The sequence below is a fragment of the Nonomuraea turkmeniaca genome (assembly GCF_005889735.1).
GTDB lineage: Bacteria > Actinomycetota > Actinomycetes > Streptosporangiales > Streptosporangiaceae > Nonomuraea > Nonomuraea turkmeniaca.
This window is the reverse complement of sequence record NZ_VCKY01000117.1, coordinates 13,167-32,978: the sequence shown is the minus strand read 5'-3', so window position 1 is coordinate 32,978 and position 19,812 is coordinate 13,167. Positions and strand designations below refer to the sequence as shown.

Annotated in this window: 24 protein-coding genes and 1 pseudogene; 15 read left to right on the top strand and 10 right to left on the bottom strand. The window is 69.4% G+C overall.

Going from position 1 to position 19,812, the window contains the following annotated elements; genetic code table 11:
• Nucleotides 1-61: 61 nt before the first annotated feature.
• From ETD86_RS30110 to ETD86_RS55550, 3 genes are all read right to left on the bottom strand, one after another.
• Entirely contained in the window at nt 62-421 is a 360-nt protein-coding gene (locus ETD86_RS30110; RefSeq protein WP_138669741.1) for a hypothetical protein, read from the bottom strand.
• An 85-nt stretch (nt 422-506) separates the two neighbouring features.
• On the bottom strand, nt 507-869 hold the full coding sequence (locus ETD86_RS30105) for a hypothetical protein (RefSeq protein ID WP_138669740.1): 363 nt from the start codon (nt 867-869) through the stop codon (nt 507-509).
• Nucleotides 866-1,033 (bottom strand): hypothetical protein, encoded by a 168-nt coding sequence (locus ETD86_RS55550; RefSeq protein WP_170223348.1) that lies wholly within the window; start codon nt 1,031-1,033, stop codon nt 866-868. The genes ETD86_RS30105 and ETD86_RS55550 overlap by 4 nt, the downstream gene beginning before the upstream one ends.
• Before the next feature lie 216 nt (nt 1,034-1,249).
• Here ETD86_RS55550 and ETD86_RS30100 point away from each other — a divergent pair, with 216 nt between their 5' ends.
• From ETD86_RS30100 to ETD86_RS30090, 3 genes are all read left to right on the top strand, one after another.
• Nucleotides 1,250-1,849: a phage tail tube protein gene (locus ETD86_RS30100; RefSeq protein WP_211370412.1), complete on the top strand. Its 600-nt coding sequence runs from the start codon at nt 1,250-1,252 to the stop codon at nt 1,847-1,849.
• A 208-nt stretch (nt 1,850-2,057) separates the two neighbouring features.
• The gene (locus tag ETD86_RS30095) at nt 2,058-2,606 is read left to right on the top strand and encodes a hypothetical protein (protein WP_138669739.1); all 549 of its coding nucleotides are present in this window, start codon (nt 2,058-2,060) and stop codon (nt 2,604-2,606) included.
• Between the two features lie 32 nt (nt 2,607-2,638).
• A complete protein-coding gene (locus tag ETD86_RS30090) occupies nt 2,639-2,866 on the top strand; it encodes a hypothetical protein (RefSeq protein ID WP_138669737.1) in 228 nt (75 codons plus the stop codon).
• Nucleotides 2,867-2,927: 61 nt separating this feature from the next.
• Here the strand turns inward: ETD86_RS30090 and ETD86_RS30085 are convergent, their stop codons facing one another.
• The 4 genes from ETD86_RS30085 to ETD86_RS30070 all read right to left on the bottom strand — a co-directional run bounded on the left by ETD86_RS30085 (nt 2,928) and on the right by ETD86_RS30070 (nt 5,904).
• Nucleotides 2,928-3,923: a carbohydrate binding domain-containing protein gene (locus tag ETD86_RS30085; RefSeq protein WP_138669735.1), complete on the bottom strand. Its 996-nt coding sequence runs from the start codon at nt 3,921-3,923 to the stop codon at nt 2,928-2,930.
• Nucleotides 3,924-4,034: 111 nt separating this feature from the next.
• On the bottom strand, nt 4,035-5,201 hold the full coding sequence (locus ETD86_RS30080; RefSeq protein WP_138669733.1) for a hypothetical protein: 1,167 nt from the start codon (nt 5,199-5,201) through the stop codon (nt 4,035-4,037).
• Nucleotides 5,202-5,218: 17 nt separating this feature from the next.
• On the bottom strand, nt 5,219-5,557 hold the full coding sequence (locus ETD86_RS30075) for a hypothetical protein (RefSeq protein ID WP_170223344.1): 339 nt from the start codon (nt 5,555-5,557) through the stop codon (nt 5,219-5,221).
• Nucleotides 5,554-5,904: a hypothetical protein gene (locus ETD86_RS30070; RefSeq protein WP_138669730.1), complete on the bottom strand. Its 351-nt coding sequence runs from the start codon at nt 5,902-5,904 to the stop codon at nt 5,554-5,556. Before ETD86_RS30070 ends, ETD86_RS30075 begins: the two co-directional genes overlap by 4 nt.
• A gap of 187 nt (nt 5,905-6,091) precedes the next feature.
• On the opposite strand from ETD86_RS30070, the gene ETD86_RS30065 reads away from it, so the two are divergent.
• The 3 genes from ETD86_RS30065 to ETD86_RS30055 all read left to right on the top strand — a co-directional run bounded on the left by ETD86_RS30065 (nt 6,092) and on the right by ETD86_RS30055 (nt 11,775).
• Nucleotides 6,092-10,810: a hypothetical protein gene (locus tag ETD86_RS30065; RefSeq protein ID WP_138669728.1), complete on the top strand. Its 4,719-nt coding sequence runs from the start codon at nt 6,092-6,094 to the stop codon at nt 10,808-10,810.
• Nucleotides 10,811-10,912: 102 nt separating this feature from the next.
• The gene (locus tag ETD86_RS30060; protein ID WP_138669726.1) at nt 10,913-11,254 is read left to right on the top strand and encodes a hypothetical protein; all 342 of its coding nucleotides are present in this window, start codon (nt 10,913-10,915) and stop codon (nt 11,252-11,254) included.
• 101 nt (nt 11,255-11,355) lie between these two features.
• Nucleotides 11,356-11,775, top strand: coding sequence for a hypothetical protein (locus ETD86_RS30055; protein WP_138669724.1), 420 nt, complete (start codon nt 11,356-11,358; stop codon nt 11,773-11,775).
• A 212-nt stretch (nt 11,776-11,987) separates the two neighbouring features.
• Here ETD86_RS30055 and ETD86_RS30050 read toward each other — a convergent pair whose 3' ends face one another.
• Nucleotides 11,988-12,272, bottom strand: a complete 285-nt coding sequence (locus tag ETD86_RS30050) for a hypothetical protein (protein ID WP_138669722.1) — start codon at nt 12,270-12,272, stop codon at nt 11,988-11,990.
• Between the two features lie 82 nt (nt 12,273-12,354).
• Nucleotides 12,355-12,870, bottom strand: a complete 516-nt coding sequence (locus ETD86_RS30045; RefSeq protein WP_138669720.1) for a hypothetical protein — start codon at nt 12,868-12,870, stop codon at nt 12,355-12,357.
• 388 nt (nt 12,871-13,258) lie between these two features.
• On the opposite strand from ETD86_RS30045, the gene ETD86_RS30040 reads away from it, so the two are divergent.
• From ETD86_RS30040 to ETD86_RS30005, 8 genes and pseudogenes are all read left to right on the top strand, one after another.
• Nucleotides 13,259-14,503, top strand: a complete 1,245-nt coding sequence (locus tag ETD86_RS30040; RefSeq protein ID WP_138669718.1) for a hypothetical protein — start codon at nt 13,259-13,261, stop codon at nt 14,501-14,503.
• Nucleotides 14,500-14,784, top strand: a complete 285-nt coding sequence (locus ETD86_RS30035) for a hypothetical protein (protein WP_138669716.1) — start codon at nt 14,500-14,502, stop codon at nt 14,782-14,784. The genes ETD86_RS30040 and ETD86_RS30035 overlap by 4 nt, the downstream gene beginning before the upstream one ends.
• Nucleotides 14,781-15,224, top strand: a complete 444-nt coding sequence (locus ETD86_RS30030; RefSeq protein WP_138669714.1) for a hypothetical protein — start codon at nt 14,781-14,783, stop codon at nt 15,222-15,224. Before ETD86_RS30035 ends, ETD86_RS30030 begins: the two co-directional genes overlap by 4 nt.
• A complete protein-coding gene (locus ETD86_RS30025) occupies nt 15,221-15,862 on the top strand; it encodes a hypothetical protein (RefSeq protein ID WP_138669712.1) in 642 nt (213 codons plus the stop codon). Before ETD86_RS30030 ends, ETD86_RS30025 begins: the two co-directional genes overlap by 4 nt.
• Nucleotides 15,859-16,230, top strand: a complete 372-nt coding sequence (locus ETD86_RS30020) for a hypothetical protein (protein WP_138669711.1) — start codon at nt 15,859-15,861, stop codon at nt 16,228-16,230. The genes ETD86_RS30025 and ETD86_RS30020 overlap by 4 nt, the downstream gene beginning before the upstream one ends.
• Nucleotides 16,231-16,281: 51 nt before the next feature.
• Nucleotides 16,282-16,533, top strand: a pseudogene (locus ETD86_RS30015) (WhiB family transcriptional regulator); the annotation flags it as partial.
• A gap of 140 nt (nt 16,534-16,673) precedes the next feature.
• Nucleotides 16,674-17,774: a hypothetical protein gene (locus ETD86_RS30010; RefSeq protein WP_138669708.1), complete on the top strand. Its 1,101-nt coding sequence runs from the start codon at nt 16,674-16,676 to the stop codon at nt 17,772-17,774.
• A 6-nt stretch (nt 17,775-17,780) separates the two neighbouring features.
• Nucleotides 17,781-18,011, top strand: a complete 231-nt coding sequence (locus ETD86_RS30005) for a hypothetical protein (RefSeq protein ID WP_138669707.1) — start codon at nt 17,781-17,783, stop codon at nt 18,009-18,011.
• A 212-nt stretch (nt 18,012-18,223) separates the two neighbouring features.
• Here ETD86_RS30005 and ETD86_RS30000 read toward each other — a convergent pair whose 3' ends face one another.
• On the bottom strand, nt 18,224-18,640 hold the full coding sequence (locus tag ETD86_RS30000; RefSeq protein WP_138669706.1) for a hypothetical protein: 417 nt from the start codon (nt 18,638-18,640) through the stop codon (nt 18,224-18,226).
• Between the two features lie 559 nt (nt 18,641-19,199).
• Between ETD86_RS30000 and ETD86_RS29995 the strand changes: the two genes are divergently transcribed.
• The gene (locus ETD86_RS29995; RefSeq protein WP_211370411.1) at nt 19,200-19,787 is read left to right on the top strand and encodes a VUT family protein; all 588 of its coding nucleotides are present in this window, start codon (nt 19,200-19,202) and stop codon (nt 19,785-19,787) included.
• The last annotated feature ends 25 nt before the right edge of the window (nt 19,788-19,812 follow it).

Genomic DNA, 19,812 nt, shown 5'->3' with positions numbered 1-19,812 from the left:
GATATGTTTTAGGGTCTCGTGGGCTCGGAGATGTTTATAAGAGACAGGCACTAAGGGACGGCTACGCGAGCGCAGCCCTGCGCCGTGCCACGAGCCACTCGTAGCGTTCGGCGAAGGTTTCCTCGTGGTCGGCGACGACAGAGACGACGGCGGCGATCGCCTTCGGCGGAAGCAGCACGTCGAAGATGGCGACGCGGACGCTGTCGTAGGCGTGGGCGGCGTCGCTCTCGTCGTACAGGCGCATCGTGGCGATGCCGTCGTCTTCGTTGACGGCGATCTCGATGTGCTGCTTGCGGTAAGTGACCACGTGCAGCGACGTCAGGTCGCCGCGCGCGTGGATGTCGCGGACGCCGTCGTCGAAGCCGAGGCTCTTCAGCTCCTTGGCGAGGTGGCCGTGGAACGGCAGGCGCTCGAAAACCACGAGGTTCCCTTTCGGGTGGGCAGAGGGGGCGAATGGCGAACGGGAACCACTTCCCCCGTTCAACGACATTGACAGTACAGGATGGTTATTTCTGATGTCCATTTGGCGGTAGCTCGGGCGGGGCGGCGAGGGATTGTTCCAGCTCAACCAGCTTCTCCCCGTCGGGCCCCTCATGCTCGACCAGCAGCGCGAGCACCGCGAGCTGGTCGCGCGGGATGAACGCGCCGCCCCGCCCTGACCTCATCGCCGCCGGAAGCGGGGCCAGCACCGTGGTGAACGTGGCCAGCCGCGCCCGCAGTCGCTTGACCTCACGGTCCTGACGGGCTCGGCCGACCCGTACGCCGATCAGGTATGTCAGCGTGGCCACGGCCGCCACGACCGGCGTGACCGCGATGGCCCACTGCACCATCGCGACGGCGGTGTCCGTGCCCGGCAGCTGCGCCATCATGACGGCTCCCAGTGCTCGGTCAGGTAGTGGCGTCTCCAGGCGGCGAGCGCGGCCTGCTCGTGCGGGGCCGGCTGCCAGCTTCTCCGCAGCGCGCACGACAGCATGCAGCGCCACCTGGCGGAACGAGGCGACGGCGCCGCGGCAGGGGCGAGGGTCGTGACCATGCCCGGACGTGTAGCCGAAACAACGGCTTACGTCGCATTGCCCAGGTCAGAGCGTTGCAGCTCTCGTGCGCGCTGCCGTGTCGGCGGCGTTGCGCGCCCGTGATCCGACGGGCCGCGACGTAAACCGGCCGACTACCTACTGTGCACGCCGGGTCCCCAACCCGACACGCCGAGCCCCTCGCGGGGCGGGCGTGATGAGTGGCTGGGAGGACCCCTGTGGGTGCCGAGAACGTCTTTACCGCGCAGACAGCCCGGTTGTGGCTGGGGCCGGTGGGCACGATCGCGCCGGACGGCCCGACGGTGGCCATGCCTGAGGGCTGGTACAACGTCGGAATGTTCACGCCGGACAGCCTGAACTGGAGCACCGATCCTCAATTTGAGGAAACGAGGGCCCACCAGAGCAACTTCCCCGTCAAGCGCTGGCAGACCGAAGACAACGCCACCTTGGAAGTTGATCTTCTGGAGTGGACTCTGCAGTCGTTTCAGGCGGTCTATGGCGGTGGGAGCATCGAGCAGATCACGCCGACCGGCGGCGGAACGCCGTACTACAAGTTCACCCCTCCGGCCATCGGCCAGCGCGTCGAGATCGCCGCCTGCCTGGAGCTCGGTGACGGCCCCCTGCGCCGCATGCGGCGGATCATCCCGCGGGCGGAGCAGGCGGAAGGCGTCGAGCAGACCTTCGAGAAGACAAGCTCTTCGACGCTGCCGCTGCGGCTGAGTGTGCTCGGCTCGGACGTGGGTGCGCCTTACTACGACGTCATCGCCCAAAGCTGGGCGGCCTTCGCCCCGCCAGCCACTCCGCCAGCCGGCAATTAAAGCTTGCAGGCTTAAATCGATACAGGTGTAGACGGTGGCCCGACGTAACCCGGCCTCGTCCTCGTGGGCGTGAACCTTTGCTGGTTCACGCCCACGAGGCGTTCCCCGCCCTGCGCGGGCCGCCCTGGCGGCGAAGCGACGTAAGCCCCGGCGATCTCTACCTTCCAGCGGCACATGTCACCCGCCTGCATATGAGGAGCTCACGGGGATGCTCGACCTGGATGCCGCCCGCGCCGAACGCACTGCCGCCGGCGACCCCTTCCCGCTGCGGTTCCGCGGCCAGATCATCTGCACGCTGCCGCCGGAGCTGCCACTGGACGCGCTGGAGCCGCTGACAGAGATTGACGTGGACATCGCGCTCATTTTCCGCACCGCCATCGACGCGTTCAAAGGCCAGGACGCTGACGCGGCCACCGTGTCCGTCCTGGACACGGTCATCGACCTGCTGGTGATGAACAAGAAGCTGCCCGACGAGGTGCTCGAAGCCGTCAAGAAGATCGGGCGCCGCCTCATGGGCGACCAGGGGTACGAGGCGTTCATCGCGGCGCGCCCGTCAGTCCCGGACGTGATCGCCCTCGGCAAGGGCCTGATGAGCATCTATGGGCTGCGCCTGGGGGAATCCCCGAAGTCCTCCGCCATCTCCAGCGGTGGGACGACATCGACGCAGACTTCGCCCACCACTACCCCCATGTTGACCTCCGCGGACTCTGGCGAGCCCCCGGCCAGCCCGGATTCCTCGGAGTCCGTCGCTTCCTAGCTCTTGTCAACCGTCTCCCCCACGACGCGCTCGTGCACTCGACGCCCGACCAGCGGGCCGACCCGTGGGACCGCAAGGACGAGCTGCTCGCCCAGCTCGGCGAGGAGATCGGCGTCCTGGCCGCCGATCACCGCAGGAAGAAGCCGCGCACGTTCCGCCGGCCGGACTGGGTGAAGAAGGCATCTCGCGCCGGAGCAGGCCAGAGCGGCATGGACCGGGCGTTCGCCGTCATGGCGGCAACCGCTCAGACGATCACGTGAGGCGCGGGCCCGGCCAGGCCATTTAAGCCTGCAAGCTTGAAAACCCGGCTGGGGTCCGCGCCTACACCGGCGTGACCTGCACGTACGTGCCGGCGCGGACGCGCATCTCTGCGGTGGTGATCCGCCACATCACGTCGTCGACGTAGACGGCGCTGCCCGCGCCGTGCCCGTCGCTCACTTCCATGCCGACCTGTACGTACATCTGGGCGGCGTTGTCCGGGGCGACCACATCGAGCACGAACTGCGTCCACTGCCCGGCGGGCAGGGGGCGCAGATCCGCCGCGTCCGCTATCTGCTGGTCGTTCGCGTCGTACCACGAGATCGACACGCCGCACCGCGGGTGGCCGGTCGGTGAGTAGATCCAGCCGCTCAGATGCCATGTGCTAGCCGGCGCGATGTCCAGCCAGTTGTAGATGACGGCGCGGCCGTCGTCCTGGGCGGTGATCTTGCCGGCGTACGTGCCGCTGTGGACGAAATCGGTGCTTTCGATGTCGATGTCGGCGCCGCTCAGCGACCATTGGAGGAAGTCCTCGAACGTCGCCGGGTTGGCAAAATAGATGAGGGCGGCCTCGAGGCTGATGACGCTGGGTTCTCTGGCCAGGATCAAGCCCTCCGCCGCGGCCACGGTGCCCATGTTCGTCGTCCCGAGCAGGTCCTCTCCCCAACCCGCGTACGTGACGTTTCTCCACGGCCATCCGTCGGCGTCCACCGTCAGCACGGTCAGGGGCCCTGGAGCGGCCGTCGCTGGCCCCATCAGCCGGACGTCGTACCAGGTTCCCAAGCCGCCGGTGATGTCCACGTGCAGGTTGAGGCGATGCAGGCCGGGCGGCACGGGAATCGATAGGCCAGGGACTTCTTCCCAGTAGCCGATGTTGGTGTGGACGAAGTCGGACGTCAGGGCCGTCCGCGTGGACGGGGCCAGGACTCCCACGTTTCCCTCATGGGTCAGCTGGCGCAGCTTGCCGTCCGGGCACGGGTATAGGACCACCTCGCCCTGGGTCGGCGGTGCCGGCGTGGCCGCGATCACGGGGAGGCGGGCGGCGGTCAGGCGGCGCATCGGCGGCTTACGAGGTGAAGTGCGGCAGGGTGAGCGGCGGCAGGCATGCGGGTGTGTCCTTCTTCTTAAATGCGGCCCAGTGGCGGCTGGCGTGCTCGGTGCCAGGAAGGGTCAGGACCGCACCAGGACGCGGATCGCGCCGGCGCCGACCGGGATGTCTGAGCGGACGGTGATCGTGTTGGCGTCCGGGCGATCGACCACGTCGAGATGTACGTCGGCGCCCGTGGCGACCTCGAAGAACGACACCGCGACGTCCTTGGTGCCGAGGTTGTGCGTTATGGCCTGACCCTCGCCCGCGGATAAGGCGGGCAGGTCGGCGGCGTAGGAGCCGCCGACGCCGAGCGCGGCCCGCGCGCCCGCTGGCGTGGTCGCGCCGGTGCCGCCCTGGGCGACCGACACGAGGCCGACGCTGATGCTGTCATCGGTGACGACGATGCTGGCGTCGGCCGCGGCCACGTTGATCATCTGGCCGTTCTGCACCAGACCGGCGCCCGCGCCGACCCCACCAGTTCCGCCTCCGGTGAACTGCGCCCACGTGATCGGGCTGGCGTTCACCGTGATGGGTTCGTCGTTGGAGATGGCCCATCCGGTGTCTGCCGCCGTGCCCGCGGAGACGAACACGAACGTGTTCGGCGCCAGCAGATCTCCGGTCCGCTGCCAGGCGTCGGCCGCGGCCACGTACAGGCCGTTCTGGCTCGCGTCGGTCTGGTCCTTCACCAGGACGCGATCACCGGCCTGGAGCGTCACACCGTCAATCTGTTGCAGCCCGGACAGGGCGATGTTCGTCGTGGTGGCGACCCGGACGGCCGGTTTGACGCTGATGCCGGCCGCGGCCGCCTGGACGTCGGCCAAGCGGGCCGCGTCGCTGGGGTTCATGGGCGCGCCCAGCCCGGTGAGGCGGTAGCCGGCCAGGGCGATGTCGGCGGTGGGCGCTGCCATCTGGTCGAGACGGGTCGCTCGGACCTGCTGCACGAAGTCGGAGATGGTCGACGCCGGTTGGGTGCCGGTGTGAGCGGAGCGCGCGAGCGGATTCACCGCGAGCTTCGACAGCGAGATCCCGGCGCTGGCCGCGATCTTCGCGTCGGTGATGGCGCCATCCCGGACGTCGTCGAACGCGATCCAGGTGCCGGCTGGGGTGCGCCACTTCGCGCGGCCGCTTCCGCTGTCCCCCCACATCTGGAACGGGACGGGCTCTGCCGGTTCGGCTCCGGATGTCTCTGGCACAAGGCCCACGACGGGGATCTTGTTGAGGCGCTGCTGGCTGTACCAGTTCGGCACCGTGTCCTCCTGTTTTCTCAGGTCAGCCGCAGCAGCCCGGTCATCGGCATGTGCCAGAAGACACGAACGATGGCGGGCGTGGGGAAGGTGACGTCGCCTTCGATGCGGTCGCCGCCATGGGTGTAGCTGGTGACGTTCGGCTGCCGGGTCAGCTCGTGGCTGACCTCCCATACCTGAGCCGGCACGGCGATGACGTAGTCGCGCTGGTAGGCGCCACCTTCCGGGCCCGGTGGGCCGCTCTCCCCTGCCGGGCCCGGAGGTCCAGCAGGGCCTTGCAGCCCGGGCACGCCGACGCGGACCACGGTCGTGTGTTCGTCCACGTGGACGACGGTGCGGCGTTCGACGCTGGTGATCACCTGCGTGTCACCGCCGCGTCGACGGTGACGACTCCCTGCAGGAGCCGCGTGGGCGTTCCGTCAGGGCTGATGATCAGCAGGTCGTATTCGGCGGCTGGCCAGGTGAACGCCGCGGTGACCGTCGCGGGAATCCGCAGACTGATCCGTCCGGCGGGGCCGTCGATGACGATACCGCCGGATGCGGTGTCCAACCGGTGAAGCAGCGTCTCGGAGCCGGCGTGCGGTCGCACGTCCATCTGACCGGTGTAGCCGTCCAGGTGGACGGGGCCGTTCTCGTCATTCACGTGCAGCTCGTGGGCGAAGGCTGAGCCTTGCTCGATGAGCAGCGGAAGGTGCGCGGCAGTCACGGCGGATCATGGTGCCGGGACGCTGCGTTAACGTCTCGGCGTCGCTGCTTGGGTTTCAAGCTTGCAGGCTTTAGTTACCCGGTCGGGCGCCTGTACAAAGTAGATCCGTTTCGGTTGCTGCCTCCAGGACGTAAGGCCCCGAATAGGTCACTCTCGCCTGCGGATTTCCCCGGGGGGCGAGGGTGCTATGACCGATGCAGGCGATGTCGAGGGGATCGACGGCGGCGTCATCAGCATGGACGTCGTCGCGGACGCCTCGACGCTCAAGCCGAAGAAGCTGCAGCGGGAGATCGACACTCGGCTGAAGTCGGTCCAGGCGACCATTCAGGCGAAGCTGGACACCAAGCGGCTGCTGGCCGACCTCGACGCGGTCGAGGACCTGACCTCGCGCATCGACGATATCCGGCTGCGAGCCACGCTGGACACCGAGCGGGTTCGTTCCGACCTGGAGCGGACGCTGCGCGAGAGCTCCGGCCGGGAGCTTCGTGTTGGTGTCACGCCGGACGTGGACGCCGGCCGGTTGCGGGCCGAGGTCGAGGCGGCCGCGCGGGATGCGCGAGCGCAGGTGATCGTTGAGGTTGAGGCGCGGCTGGAGCAGGCGCATGCCCAGATCGCGGCGATGCGCAGAGAGATCGACGACTTACGGCAGAACGCTCGCCGGAACCCGATCACCATCCCGGTGCGGGACACCAGCGAAGCGCGCGCCGCGCTGTCGATCCTCACCAGTCTCGCCGGCGTGGCGTCCAAGGGTGCCGGGCTTGGCCTGCTTGCCGCGGCTGCGGCGGCCGCCGGCGGTGGCCTGCTCGCGCTGGCGGCCAGCGCGGGGCAGGCCATCGGCCTGATCGGCGTTCTTCCGGGGATCGCGGCGGCGGCCGGGCAAGGGCTGGGCGCGCTGCTGCTGGGCTTTTCCGGGATCGGTGAGGCGGTGTCCGCCCTCGGTGCTCAGCAGGCCGCGGGCGGGCAGGCGGCCAGCGCGTACGCCGCGGCGCAGGAAGCTGCGGCCGACCGGATCAAGCAGGCCCGTCGCGCCGTCCGCGACGCGGCCGAGGCCGAGGCCGCCAGCCAGGACCGGATCAAGGAAGCCCAGGAGCGGGTCAGCGAGGCCCGCAGGCGCGTCGCCGAGGTCGCCGAGGAGTCGGCCGAGCGGCTGCGTGACGCGGCCCGGTCGGTGGAGCTGGCCGAGCGGCGGGTCGCAGAGGCGCATCGCGACGCGCAGCGCGCCGTTGAGGCACTGACGGAGGCGAGGCGGGCGGCGCAGGAGCGCCTTGAGGATCTTGCTCTGGCGGAGAAGGGGGCGGCGCTCGACGAGGAGGCCGCCGAGATCGCCATCAAGCGCGCCAAGGAGCGGCTGGAGCGAGTCCTCGCTGACAGCGACAGCTCTGACCTGGACAAACAAGAAGCTGATCTTGCGTACCGGCAGGCGGTGTTGCGCCTGGAGGAGGTACGGGAGCGCAACGCGGACCTCGCCGAGGAGAAGGCCGAGGCGGACGCGAAGGGGGTCGAGGGCAGCGACGAGGTGCAGGCCGCCCTCGAAAGGATCAAGGACAGCCAGCAAGCGGCTCGTGACGCAGAGTACGCGCTTGGGGAGGCGCGCGAGCAGGCGGCGAAGGCGGCGGTCGATGCCGCCAAGGCCGAGCAGGCCGCCCGCGAATCGGTCAGAGATGCCGAAAAAGAGGTAATTCAGGCACGCCGGGAGGCGCGGAACGCGGCCGAACGGCTGGCCGACGCCCAGGCCGAGTTGATCAAGGCCCAGAAGGCCGCCAAGACCGCCGCCACCCAGCAGAGCGGCGCGACCAGCGCCGCGGCCACCGCCATGGGCAAGCTGACCAAGGAAGGGCGCGACTTCGCGCTCTTTGTGGTGGGCAAGCTGAAGCCCGCCGGCGAGGCGATCCGCGACGCGGTGCAGCGCAACATGCTGCCCGGCATCCAGGCCGGTCTCGCAGCAGCACTTGGTCTGGCCAAGACCGTCGAGAAGGGCATGGCCAAGACCGGCTCGGCGATCGGCAAGGTCTTCCGCGAGGACTTCGCCGCCCTGGTCTCGGACCCGCAGACCAAGCTGGACATCGCCGCCATCATGGACGGCAACGCCAAGGCAACCGGCGCATTCGGCCGTGCCGCGGTGTCCGGCTTCGGCGGCCTTCTCAAGATCGTCCGCGTGAGCATGCCGTACGTGACGCGGTTCGCCGACGGCGTCGAGACGCTCGCCCAGCGGTTCGAGGACTGGACGAAACGCGTCAGCGCGGGCGGCAAGGACAGCGAGCTGGCGGGCTACTTCGACGCCGCGTGGCAGGCCGCATCACGGCTGTGGCGGATCATCAAGGGCGTCGGTGGCGGACTGCTCGGCATCATCAAGCTCGCGGCCCCCTCCGGCGGCACGCTGCTCGAGGACCTGGCGGTCGCGGCCGAGGAGTTCGCCGCCTGGGTCAACCAGCCGGAGGTGCAGGCCCAGTTCACCCAGTTCTTCGAGAACCTGGTCCCACTGCTGCAAAAGGCCGGAACGCTGCTGGTCAGCGTCGTGAAGTTCGTCGGCGCCCTCGTCGCGAGCATCGTCAACAGCGGCGTCCTGAACTGGTTCGTCGACGTGCTGCAGGCGATCGTCACCAAGCTCACCGAGTGGGCCGACACTCCCGTGATCGGCGAGATCCTCAAGTGGACCCTGCTGATCGGCGGCCTCGCCCTGGCTGTCGCGACGCTTGTCGGCAAGCTGTCGTTCCTGCAGAAGGGCCTTGGGTTCCTGCTGAAGCCGTTGCTGGCCACCGGCAAGGCGATCGTGAAGCTGACCGGCGCGGCGAAGTCGTTCGGCAGCGGCGGCACCGGCGACGACGGCGGCGGCAGTGATGACAGCGGCGGCAAGAAGCGGTCGACTGGCAGTTCCTCCCGTACCAGCGGCTCGGCCCGTCAGGGCGGGGGCTCCGATCACGGTGGCGGCTGCGGGTGCGGGTGCGGCGACGACGGCTCGGACAAGGCGTCGAAGAAGACCAAGAAGTCCGCGAAGAGCAGCAGCACCGGCGCGGACGTCGATCTGCCGGACCGCGACGGCAAGACCAGCACCGCCGGCAAGCACCGCAAGACCACCACCGCGGCCAGCAGCGGTGCGAAGGTGGCCGCCGGCGCCGGCAAGGTCGCCGACAGCAGCGGCATCATCGGTAAGGTCGCCAGCGCCGCCAAGACGGGCGCCACCGCGCTCGGCCAGTACACGGTCGCGCTGGCCAAGGCCGGCGGCACAGCGCTGATGACCGGCGTGTCGAAGGCGTCGACCGTGCTGTCCACCGTCGGCGGCGCCGCCGTGCAGGGCGCGGCCAAGCTCGGCTCTCTTGCGCTGTCGTACGGCAGGGTGGCACTCCAGGCAGGACTGGCCCAGGGCAAGCAGCTCCTCATGGCGGCTGCGACCGGCGTGGTCAAGGTCGCCACGGTCGCTTGGACGGCCGTGCAGTGGCTCCTCAACGTGGCGCTCAACGCCAACCCCATCGGGCTGATCGTGCTCGCCATCGCCGCCCTCGTCGCCGGTGTCATCTGGGCGTACAACAACGTCGACTGGTTCCGCAACGCGGTGGACACCGCTTGGAAGGCGATCTCCACGGCCGTGCAGTGGGCCTGGAACAACGTGCTCAAACCGGCGTGGGACGCCATCTGGGGCTTCCTGAAGAACACCCTCGGCCCCGTCTTCACCTGGCTATGGAACTCGGTGATCAAGCCTGCGTGGGACGGCATCACCAAGGCCGTGCAGACGGCCTGGACCACCTACATCCAGCCCGCCCTGCAGGCGCTGCGGAACTTCCTCGTCAACGATCTTGGTCCGAAGTTCATGTGGTTCCACAACACGATCGTCAAGCCCGCGTTCGACGCGATCGGCTCGGCGATCTCGTTCGCGTGGAACAAGGTCATCAAGCCAGTTTTGTCCTTTTTGTGGGACTTCATCACCAAGACGCTCCCGGATGGCTTCTCCAAGGGCATCGCCGCAGTGGAGAAGATCTGGAAGGGCCTGCAGGACATCGCCAAAGCGCCCGTCCGATTTGTCATCAATACGGTATACAACGAGGGCATCGTCCCGATGTGGAACTGGCTCGCCGAGAAGGTCGGGCTGGGGACGCTCCCGAAGATCCGCCTCAACTTCGCGCGCGGCGGTGTCGTGCCGGGCGGCTCCTACGGCGTCATGCCTGGGTACGCTCCCGGCCGGGACACCATGCTCGCCGCCGTCAGCCCGGGTGAGGCGTGGCTGAGACCGGAGGCGGCCCGCTGGCTCGGCGCCGACTGGGTGTCCTGGGTGAACGACGCCGCCCGCCGCGGCCGGCTGCCCCGCTTCGAGAACGGCGGCCAGGTCAACAAGAGCGAGGGAAACTCGTGGACCGACTGGCTGAAGCAAGGGGCCGCAGCGGTCGCCCGCAAGGTGCTGGACCCACTCAAGGCCGCCGCCGCCAAGGCGATCGGCACCGGCAACGGCTTCAACCAGATCATCGGCCGCATCCCGGCCACCGTGATCGACAGCATCATCTCCTGGCTGGGCCTCAACCGTGCCGCTCCCCCAGCGGATCAGAAGAAGGCTGCCGGCGGCATGGTCGCGGGCGGCACCATCGCCGCGGTGTCGCCCGGCGAGGCGTGGCTGCGCCCGGAGGCCGCCTCCTGGCTGGGCGAAGGCTGGATCAACGCCGTGAACGCCGCCGCCCGGCGCGGCTCCCTGACCCGGTTCGCCACAGGCGGCGTCGTTGGTGGGAGCCGGGCAGGGACGGCCAGCGGCGCCAGCTCGCTGTACGCGTCCGCTCGGCGAGTCGCCCGGCCGAAGCCTGCCCGCGAGGGCGGCGCCGGGCAGAAGCCTCCGATCGTCATGAACATCTACCCGCAGCGTGGCCAGTCGGAGCAGGAGATCGCCACCATCGCCGCCCGCAAGGTGGGCGCCCGCATCCGGTAACCATCTGACGCGGCAACTCGCGCTGGCCGGACTTGGACGTTAGGCGTCTGACCGGCCACGATGCCCCGCTGACACAGGGTGGGTGCAACGCGGGGAGCGTTCGTGAGCGATGGCAGCAACCTGGCGGAGCAGATCGCGGAGGTGCGGCGCCTGCTCGAGGTCGGCTTCACCGAGACAAAGGGGCAGCTGGCTCTGCTGATCCTGCGCACGGAAACCGGCGAGCAACGGCATGCGGAGCTGGCCGACTCGGTGGCGACGCAGTTCCGGGAGGTACGCGCCGAGCTCGACAAGCACGCCGAGCGGATCGCCGACGGCGAGAAGGAACGCGCGGCGGCGGCCGCGCTGGTGGAGTGGTCGAAGCGCAAGGCGGTGTGGATCTCGATCGGGATCAGCATCGCCCTGGCCGTCATCGGGTGGGGGTTGCAGTATCTCGGCCGCGGCTGACCCCGCAGAGGGCGGCGCGACGTTAGGCCGGTTTTACGTCACGGTGCGTGCCGTCGCGACATCCGATGTTGGAGGGGATCGCAATGATGCACCGTAGTCCGATGGACCCGCAGGCGTGGCTGCGCATGGGCAGGTCCCTGATCCAGAACGCTGCCGCAGCTGCGGCAGCTTCCGTGGTGGTGGTCGGCGACGGAGCCGATCTGAAGACGCTGGGCATGTCCGGTGGCACGGCCGCGCTGGCCGCTGTCCTGGCCTACCTGCACAACGTGATCCGCCCGGCTGGAGGCGGCAAGCTGGGTGACGTGGTGCTGCGCGCCAACCGGAGCCTGTGGCAGAACCTGCTGTCGGCCGCGGTCGTGGCCGCTGCGGCGGCGGTGGCGTCGGCCGGTTCGATGGAGCCGAAGGCGCTGGGCCTGCTGGCGCTTCAGGCTGGCGGGGCCGCGCTGCTGTCGGGCCTGTACAACGCCGTGCGGCCGCTCGCGCCGAGCGGTGACGACGGTGGGGATTCCGCTGGCCGCTGATCGTCGCATATAGTGTTCCGTCTCGTGTCCCTTAGGTTCCTGGATTGGGCGAAGGACACCGTGCGCGGGCTCCTGAGGTAGGGGATCGCAAGCAGCCTCTCGGGGTTGTCCCCCTGATGATCCGATGGCGGTCCGCGCACAACCTTTTTCACAGCCGAAGACCCCCGCTGGAAGCGACGTCCAGCGGGGGTCTTCGCTTTGCTGTGCGAGGTTCAGTCGTGAGGGAGGCCGGCGGCGCGCAGGGTGTTCTGCGCGACCTTCCACCCGGCGAACACGTCGGCAGTGTCGCTGTGCATCGTGATCGAGCGAAGAAAGTCCGCCAGGGCGGCGGGCTCCTGCAAGGCGTCACGGCGGGAGACATCTGCCAGCTGTGTGACCAGGTCAGCCGTCGGCGTGCTGTCCAGGTAGGTGATGGCGCGGGCGATGACGTCCAGGCGGCGGGCGCGGACGGCGACGCCCTTCGGGCTGAGGTAGTCGGGCGCGCTGGTGTCGCTCATGGGGTTCCTTTCGGCAGGCGGGGACCACTCCCCCGCATGCCGAAAAATTTAGTACAAGGACGTTATTTGATGCAATGTTGGGCTACAGCCCTGCCGAGACGGGCTGGTCCGCCCTGACGGCCTCGTCCGGGTGGGCGTGACGGCGAGCCCAGTCGTCAAGTTCTTGCGCGGCCGCCCGCGGGTCCTCAGGAAACCATCGGGGCCGCAGCCGCCGCCACACCGCACCAGGGTCGCCGGCCAGGTTACTGAGGTCAAGGTCCTCGAACTCGCCGGCGGCGCTTTCGGCGTCATGGCCGGTACCGAGGCCGTTCGCAACCGTTTGCCAGTCGCCGCCGCGTAGCCGGACCAGCGCGATCGAGTTCTCGACCGCCCGCATGAGCAGCGGCACCAGCCGTCTGGTCTCCCGGATGAAGTCCTCGTCGCTGCGGCGGCTGTCTCCGGTGGTTTCGATCAATGGCAGCAGTTCGTCACCCAGGGCGGCCAGGGCGGCGCTGTATCCAAGGCGGGCCTCCTGCGCGGCGCTCAAGTCGCCTGGGTTGCCGCGCCCAGCGTCGGAGTGGAGCTCAAACCAGTCGCGGTCGTCTGGCTGGTGATGCATGAACGCGGGTCTCCTTGCGGCGTCTGATGGGGGAAGTGGCGCCAGCAGAGTGGGGGTGATGCCATTCGGTGTTGCGGGCGGTGTTGATATGGGTGTCGGTTAGTAGCTGATCCACAGCGTAGAGCCGTTGCCCGTGCTTTGGTAAGTCCAGTCGGGACGAAAGCCGCGTACGCCTGCACATGCTGTTCACTTTCCGGTCACTTACGTCCGAGGTACGCCGGTTGACCATGTGCGCGCCCCCAAGCTACGGTTCCCAAAGTTAACTGTCTTGCACCTTTTGAGATGCAAGCCCGGGAAATCTCTAAGCTCTGCCCGCGCCCCGCTGCCTGCCTGGCGGCGGGGTTTTGCGGTAGCGCACCCGGCTCCCCTCGTCTTGAACGGAGTCCCCATGACGATCGCGACCAGCGCCGCTGAGGCTTCCGCTGCGCGCTGGCCTGGTGGCCTCGCCACGCGCCGCCCCACCGGCCGCCCCTCGTGGCCTCTCCTTTTCATAGAAGGAGGCAACGAAGACGGCGGCACGATCAACTACGCGTGCGCCCAGCTCACCGCCAGCCCACGCGTGGGGCGGGCGTTCTGGCTGGACGTCGGCGACGGCCGCCAGGACGATTACGCGGCCGTCGACGGCGCCGACTACGAGGTAGTCGTCCACGACGGCAGCGTGCGCTCCATCATGGCCGCGCTGGACGGCGTCCGCCAGGTCGCCGAAGATGCCAACGCGGCCGGCGAACGTCCAGTGGTTCTCATCATCACGATGGTCGGCGTCTGGCGGCTGCTGTCGGACTGGGCGCGGGCGCGCTCGGTGCGCAACAAGGCCGCCCAGGCGAAGCTCCGCGAGGACCGCGACGCCGACATCGAGGTGAGCCGCCACCACCGTAACGACTCCTACGACATGCACCAGGCGCTGGTGGCAGCGCTTCGCCGCATCCCCGGCATCGTGGTGATGACGGGCCGCGGCCACTGGGTCTCCCCCACCGACAAGGCAGGTCAGCCCGTCAGCGGTCCCCGCGAGTATGTCCTCGACACGCACTGGGGCCTCGGGTCGGTGGCCACGCTGTGGCTTCGCCTGGCCGGAGGAAGCCTGCCGCAGGTCATCGCGCTGAACTCGCCAGTCGCCGCCAGGCCGGGCGCGTTGCCCGCGCTCGGCGAGGACTGGTCGCTCGAGCAGATCGTGTTCGACGTGCTGCGGCTGGACGCCACGACGGCAGCGGTCCCAGTCGTGGTGGCGCCACATCCGGACCGCAGCCCCGAGGAGATCATCGCCGACGCATTGAACGAGGAAAGCACGTGGGAGCGGCTGTCGGAGCTGTACCGGGAGGCTGAGCCCCTCCACCATCTGGTGGTCACCAATGAGCACCGCCGCGAGGAAGAGCTTGGGCGAATGCTGGCACGGCTGGCCGAGCAGCGCGCCGTCAGTGACCCGCAGGTCATCGACGAACTTGGCGCGGCGCTCCAGGCCGCCGACACCGTCGCAGCCCTTCACGACGTGGCGGGGCGGGTGCGCTCTGCCCGCAGTCAGGGACAGGTGTCCCTAGCTGATCGGGTGCGCCTGGAGCAGGCGTACAAGACGCGCATGGCGGAGCTGAGGACGCAGGAGCAGGCCAGCCAGCAGCAGTCCGAGGAGGTCGGCAGTTGACCCGCTCCGGGGAGTTGCTTCCGGTCGCGGTCGGCGAACTCACCGACGCGCACCTCGGCTTCGAGGTGCGCGTCACCGACGGCGACGGCTGGCTTGGCTACCGCGACGTCATCCTCATCGGCATCCGCTCATGGACCCATGAGGGGACGCCGATGGTCGGCCTGACAGACGCCAACGTCGGCGATCGCCCCTTCCAAGGCTGCGAACGCATCTACCCGGCCAGCACGCCGTGCACGCTGCTGCGCCGCCTCACCCCATCCCGAAGAAGGAGAACGCGATGACGACGTCACCGCCCGCGCCGACTCAGGCGGCCGTTGTCGCGGCCGCCGCCGACGCCCTCGCCGGTTTCGCCACGTTGACCATCACGGCGGCGGTGCCGCTCGACAACAGCATCGCCCGATGGAGCGCCCATCTGGCCGACGTGAACGGCGCCCAGTTCGACGGCTGCGACGCCGCCGACCTCCCCATTGACGACCCGGCGCATGCCATGGACGAGCTCGCCGGCCACGGCCTGACGCAGGACGAGGCGCTGGCCAACCTGTACGAGCTGATGCGGCGGCTGACGTGCGCGACGGTCACCCGGCCGTGGCATCCCGGGTGCGACGAGCAAGTGGCCATCGAGCGGCAGATCGGCTGGGACAACCAGATCGGGCGCCTGGTCGTGCTCGCGGAGGACCGGTATCCGATCACGGTCGTGCATGTGACCGGGGGGCGAGCATGACTGAGGCCGCCGACGTGGGCGGCACGGACCACAACGTGAGCGAACCGCCTGCGCCGTTGGACGCGGCGCAGGCGGTTGACGAGTTCGGGTTCATGCGCTGGCTCAACAGCAAGCACGGCCCGATCACCCGCCGAGACCAGATCACCAAGCGGGCGCTCATCGCCATGCGGCCGGACGGCCGGCCGGTCATGGGCGAAGGCGACCGGATGGGCGCGTACGTGGGCGGCCGCAAGTTCGGCGACGTGTCCGTGCCGACGCGGCGGCTGTCGATCACGATCAGCGACCCTGACCGATTCGCCGCCTGGGCGCTCGCCGAAGGGTTCGCCACCGAGGTGGAGACCAAGCAGCGGGTGCGGCCGGCGTTCTTCGCCATGCTGCGCAAGGCGGCTGAGGCGTCCGGCGCGGCCCGGCGCGAGCTGAAGCTGGTGCATCCGCGCACGGGCGAGCTCATCAGCGTGCCGGGCGTGCAGGTCAACGTGGCGGCGCTCGCGCCGACGTTCACGCCAGCTGCCGACGCTGAGCAGGTCCTGGCCGACGCACACGCCCGGGGGATTCTCGCGGCGCTGTTCGGCCGCATGTTGACGTTGCCCGCGGTGGACGCGGGCGCCACGAACGAGAACGAGGAGAGTGACAGGTGACCCGCCCGACGCGCGTCCACCGCCTGAACGTGACCTACCCGGAAGGGTGCGACCAGCTCGGCTGGCGTCCTCCCGGCTGGCACGACAAGCACTGCACCGACTGGGTCACGTCGACGCCGTGTACGTGGGATCCGGGCCAGAACTGCTGCGACTACGAGGACGGCGAACGAGAGAACGGCCTGAGCCACAGGATCGACGCCGAGGGCCGCTTCGTGTGGCCGAAGGAGCGCCAGTTCTTCTCCAAGCGGGCAGCCGAGTCGCGCGCGGAACTGCTGCGGTCGTGGGGCGCGGACGCGGACGTCGTCTCGTCAAACCCGGTGACATGGCCCGAGTCTGCCCTCGGCGAGACAGGAGGCGCCGCGTCGTGACCGCGCTGACCGGACGGAAAAAAGGCACAGCCGGGGCGCTGGTGGGAGCGCAGCGCCTGCGACGGCGCGGACGCCGAGTTGTTCTACAGCGACGCCGACTCCAGAACCGACGATGACGTCGACGTGTTCCTGCTGGCTGGCGAGGACCTCGCTAAGGCAATCTGCGCCGGCTGTCCCGTGCGCGGCGACTGCCTGCGCTGGGCACTCGAACACGGGGAGCGATGGGGCATCTGGGGCGGCCTGAACCCTCGCGAGCGGCGCCATCTGCGTCGCCGAGGTTACGGGCTGGCCCGGGCCAGCTAAGACGTTCTCCCTCGCCGGAGCGCGCCACCCCGGCGGCCCCGAGGGCCGAACACCAGAGGGGTGGGAGCCAAGTGGGTTTCCGCCCCTCTCCCCGTTGCCCGCCAGGACGTTAGCTTCAAAATCGGCTACATCGCACCGTCATGCGGACTGTGCAGTGGCGGCGGTACGGAACCTGGTTCACGGCGGGGCCTGAGGTCAAGAACGCCAGCCGGGTGCCCAAGCCAGGCCAGCGATACTGGCACGGCTGGATTCCGGTCAACGGGCCGGGCAAGCCATCCGACACCGGGACGCTCCATCCGGCGGCTGATGCGCACGGGCGGTCGATCGGCGTGGGCGCCGTGGTGACGCTCGGCAGCGGCGAGTACGGGCGTGTGGTCGCGGTGCACCCGCATGGCGGCCAGTCGCAGGCCACCATCGACGTGGAGACCCTCCAGGGCCAAGAGCGCGCCGGGGAGCCCGCCAGCATGGCGCGCATCTTCCTGGATGCCGCCGGGCGGCCGCCCGGCTCGACCCGGCCGGCACCGGGCGAGACCTCCTACGAGGAGGCGGCGGCGACGCTGGCGGCGGACGTGGCCAGCGGAGTGAAGTTCGCCGGCGCACCGTCGGCGGGAGCGACCGCGCTGGTGCATCGGGTCGAGTTCGCCAACGGCGGCACGGCTTACCGCAAGCGGGTGGAGGACACGCGGTGGCGCTCAGCTCGGGACCAGGCCGATGCCGAGGAACTGGGCGCTTTGGTGGGGTGGGCAGTCGGTGCCCGTGTGCCGGCGGTTCATCGTGTCAGCGAGCACGAACTGTTCCTGCAGGAAGCTCCTGACCCGTCAGCGCTGGACCGGCCGTTCGACGAGATTCCCGCGCTGCGGAAGGCCGCCGCGGCGACCGACGACGGCTGGCGGATCGCCCTGTTGGACGTGCTCATCGCCAACAGCGACCGCAACGACGGGAACTGGAAGTACGCCGATGGGCGGGTGACGGGGATCGACCTCGGCAACGCCAAGTTCGACCCGCCGCCGCCCGGCGACGGCCGGCTGCTGCTGGTACGGAACGCGTTCGTCGCCCGGCTGCTGACGGACGATCTGACGTGGAAGGACGGCAACGAGCTCACGGCCGCAGAGGTGGCGCAGATTCGCCGGCGGCTCAATCAGGTGCGTCCCCGGTTCATTGAGCTGGGGCGGGCCGACTGGCTCGGTAACGTAATGGATCGATTGGACGAGGCGGTCAAGCATGCCGCTGAAAGGGAGTGACAGACAGTGGCAGGCAGGCGCCTGATCTACAAGAGCAGCACCACGTTCCGGGTGTTGGGGGCGATCGTGCTCGCCAGCGACGGCACGGCCTCGGCGGACCCGGCGGTGGGGGCGCCCGAGTCCGCGTGGGAGATGTTCGAGTCCTTCCGTGTCTCCCGCGGGTTGACGGCGGAGGAGGCGTTCGCCGCGCTGAACGGCTGGACCAACGGCTACACGACGGCGTACGAGGAGACGTGATCGCTGGCGGGGTGTCCGTGCCGGCATAAGCCCCGGCGCCCGGGGCGGGGGGTTCGAGGGGGAGCGGCCGTGAGGGTGCGCGCGGGGACACGCAGCCTCACGGCCTTTCCGCGCCTTCGCCGTGAATCTCCGCGCGGCGAAGGGCGGGGTCTGGGTGGTCGAGGTCAGGGGCGTTGGAGGTCGCCCGCTCAAGGGGAAGAGCACCCAGACGTCTATGCCGCGGAGCGGCCTTCTTGCGAGAGCGGGCAGGGCCGCGGACTGGTCGTGTTGGGGCAGCGCACGGCGCTGGCGATGAAGTAGCGGTCGCGGGTCAGGTACTCCCCCCAGTGCACGTCCCCGTCGGTCCTCAGCGTCTCCTCGGCGATCCTTAGGCGTTGCCGGAGCGAGAACCGGTCCTCGCGGAGGAACAGCGGCTTGGCATGGCCGTACTGTGCGGCCAGCCACACCAGGGCCTCGTCGAGGCTGGAGACGGTGTCGCTGATGCGGTCGGCGGGCTTTGCCAGCCAGTCGCTGGGGCGGCTGCACGGCAAGGGCGACGTGGCGAACCCCGGTGAGCTGGGGTTGTGATCCTGCCGGCGGTCGGCTCGGGGGCCGGTCCAGGTGTAGAGGTGCAAGTGCATCTCTTCCATGTCTGCTTCTCAAGGTCGGAGGGGCTTGCTAGCGGACGCCGAGAGGTTCGTCCGCCAGAAGAGGGCTCAGCAGAGACAGCGCAGGACGAGCGGGCGCTGGCGGACGCTCCCGAGCGCCCACCGTGACAGCAGCCTCCGCTCCCCACTGCGGGGTGGCGGTCTGGAGGAGAGCGGGGTCCAGCTTGTTCTCGGCCGCCGCCCGTGTTGCAGGCCAGCGGCCGAGAAGTTCGCAGGGCATCGGCAAGCGGGTTTTCGCCCTCTTCCCTTTGTGGGTGTTCGGGTCCGCTGCCCTGGTTGCGCGTCGTCCTGCTCATAGCGTTGTCGCTTGATCCGCCGAGGCCAAGAGGCGGCGTGTCCGCTGCTTGTCCGCTCCTTGGCGGCGGACACGGCGGACGCAGGTCAGCAGATGTTCGCCGTCCTTCCGGCTTCCCCCCTTTCCGGTCTCGCGTCATTGGCCGGCGCTGCCGCCTGTGCCAGGTTTCCGCGTGGCTGGACCTTAGGTCGCCGCTTCGATTCGCTTCGCCCGCTTCTCCCATCTGCACGAGAAGGGGGCTCTTTCGTGCATGCTTCCTCTCCGCCTCGGCCGGCCGAGGCGGGTGATCGCGCGTGGACGCCGGGCGCAGGCTGGATCGGCCCGACTGTGTTCGCCGCGTACGTGACTGCGCTGGTGTCGGCGAATCTGCTCACCGACCGGTTCGGCATGGTGGCTGTCGGGTTCGCCCTGACGGCGACCGCCGGCACGTACGTGGCAGGGCTGACGCTGCTGCTGCGTGACGTGTTGCAGGACGTGCTCGGTCGGCGCGCCGCTGTCTGGGCGGTGCTGGCCGGCGCGGGCTTGTCGGCGCTTCTGGCGTCGTGGTCGCTGGCGCTGGCGTCGGCGGTGGCGTTCGTGGTGTCGGAGTTGGCGGACATGGGGGTCTACACGCCGCTCCGGCGGCGGGGCTGGACGCTCGCCGTCGTCGTGTCCGGCCTGGCCGGCGCTGCCATCGACTCGGTGCTGTTCCTGTACCTGGCGGGGTTCCCGGTGTGGCCGTCGCTGCCTGGCCAGCTGATCGGCAAGGCGTGGCTGACGGTCGTGCCAGCGCTGATCGTGGCTGCGGTGCTCGCGTGGAGGCGGGCCGGCCGCGTGATCGCCGGGGACGCGTGAGCGGGCCGGAAGTGCCGGCGGACCG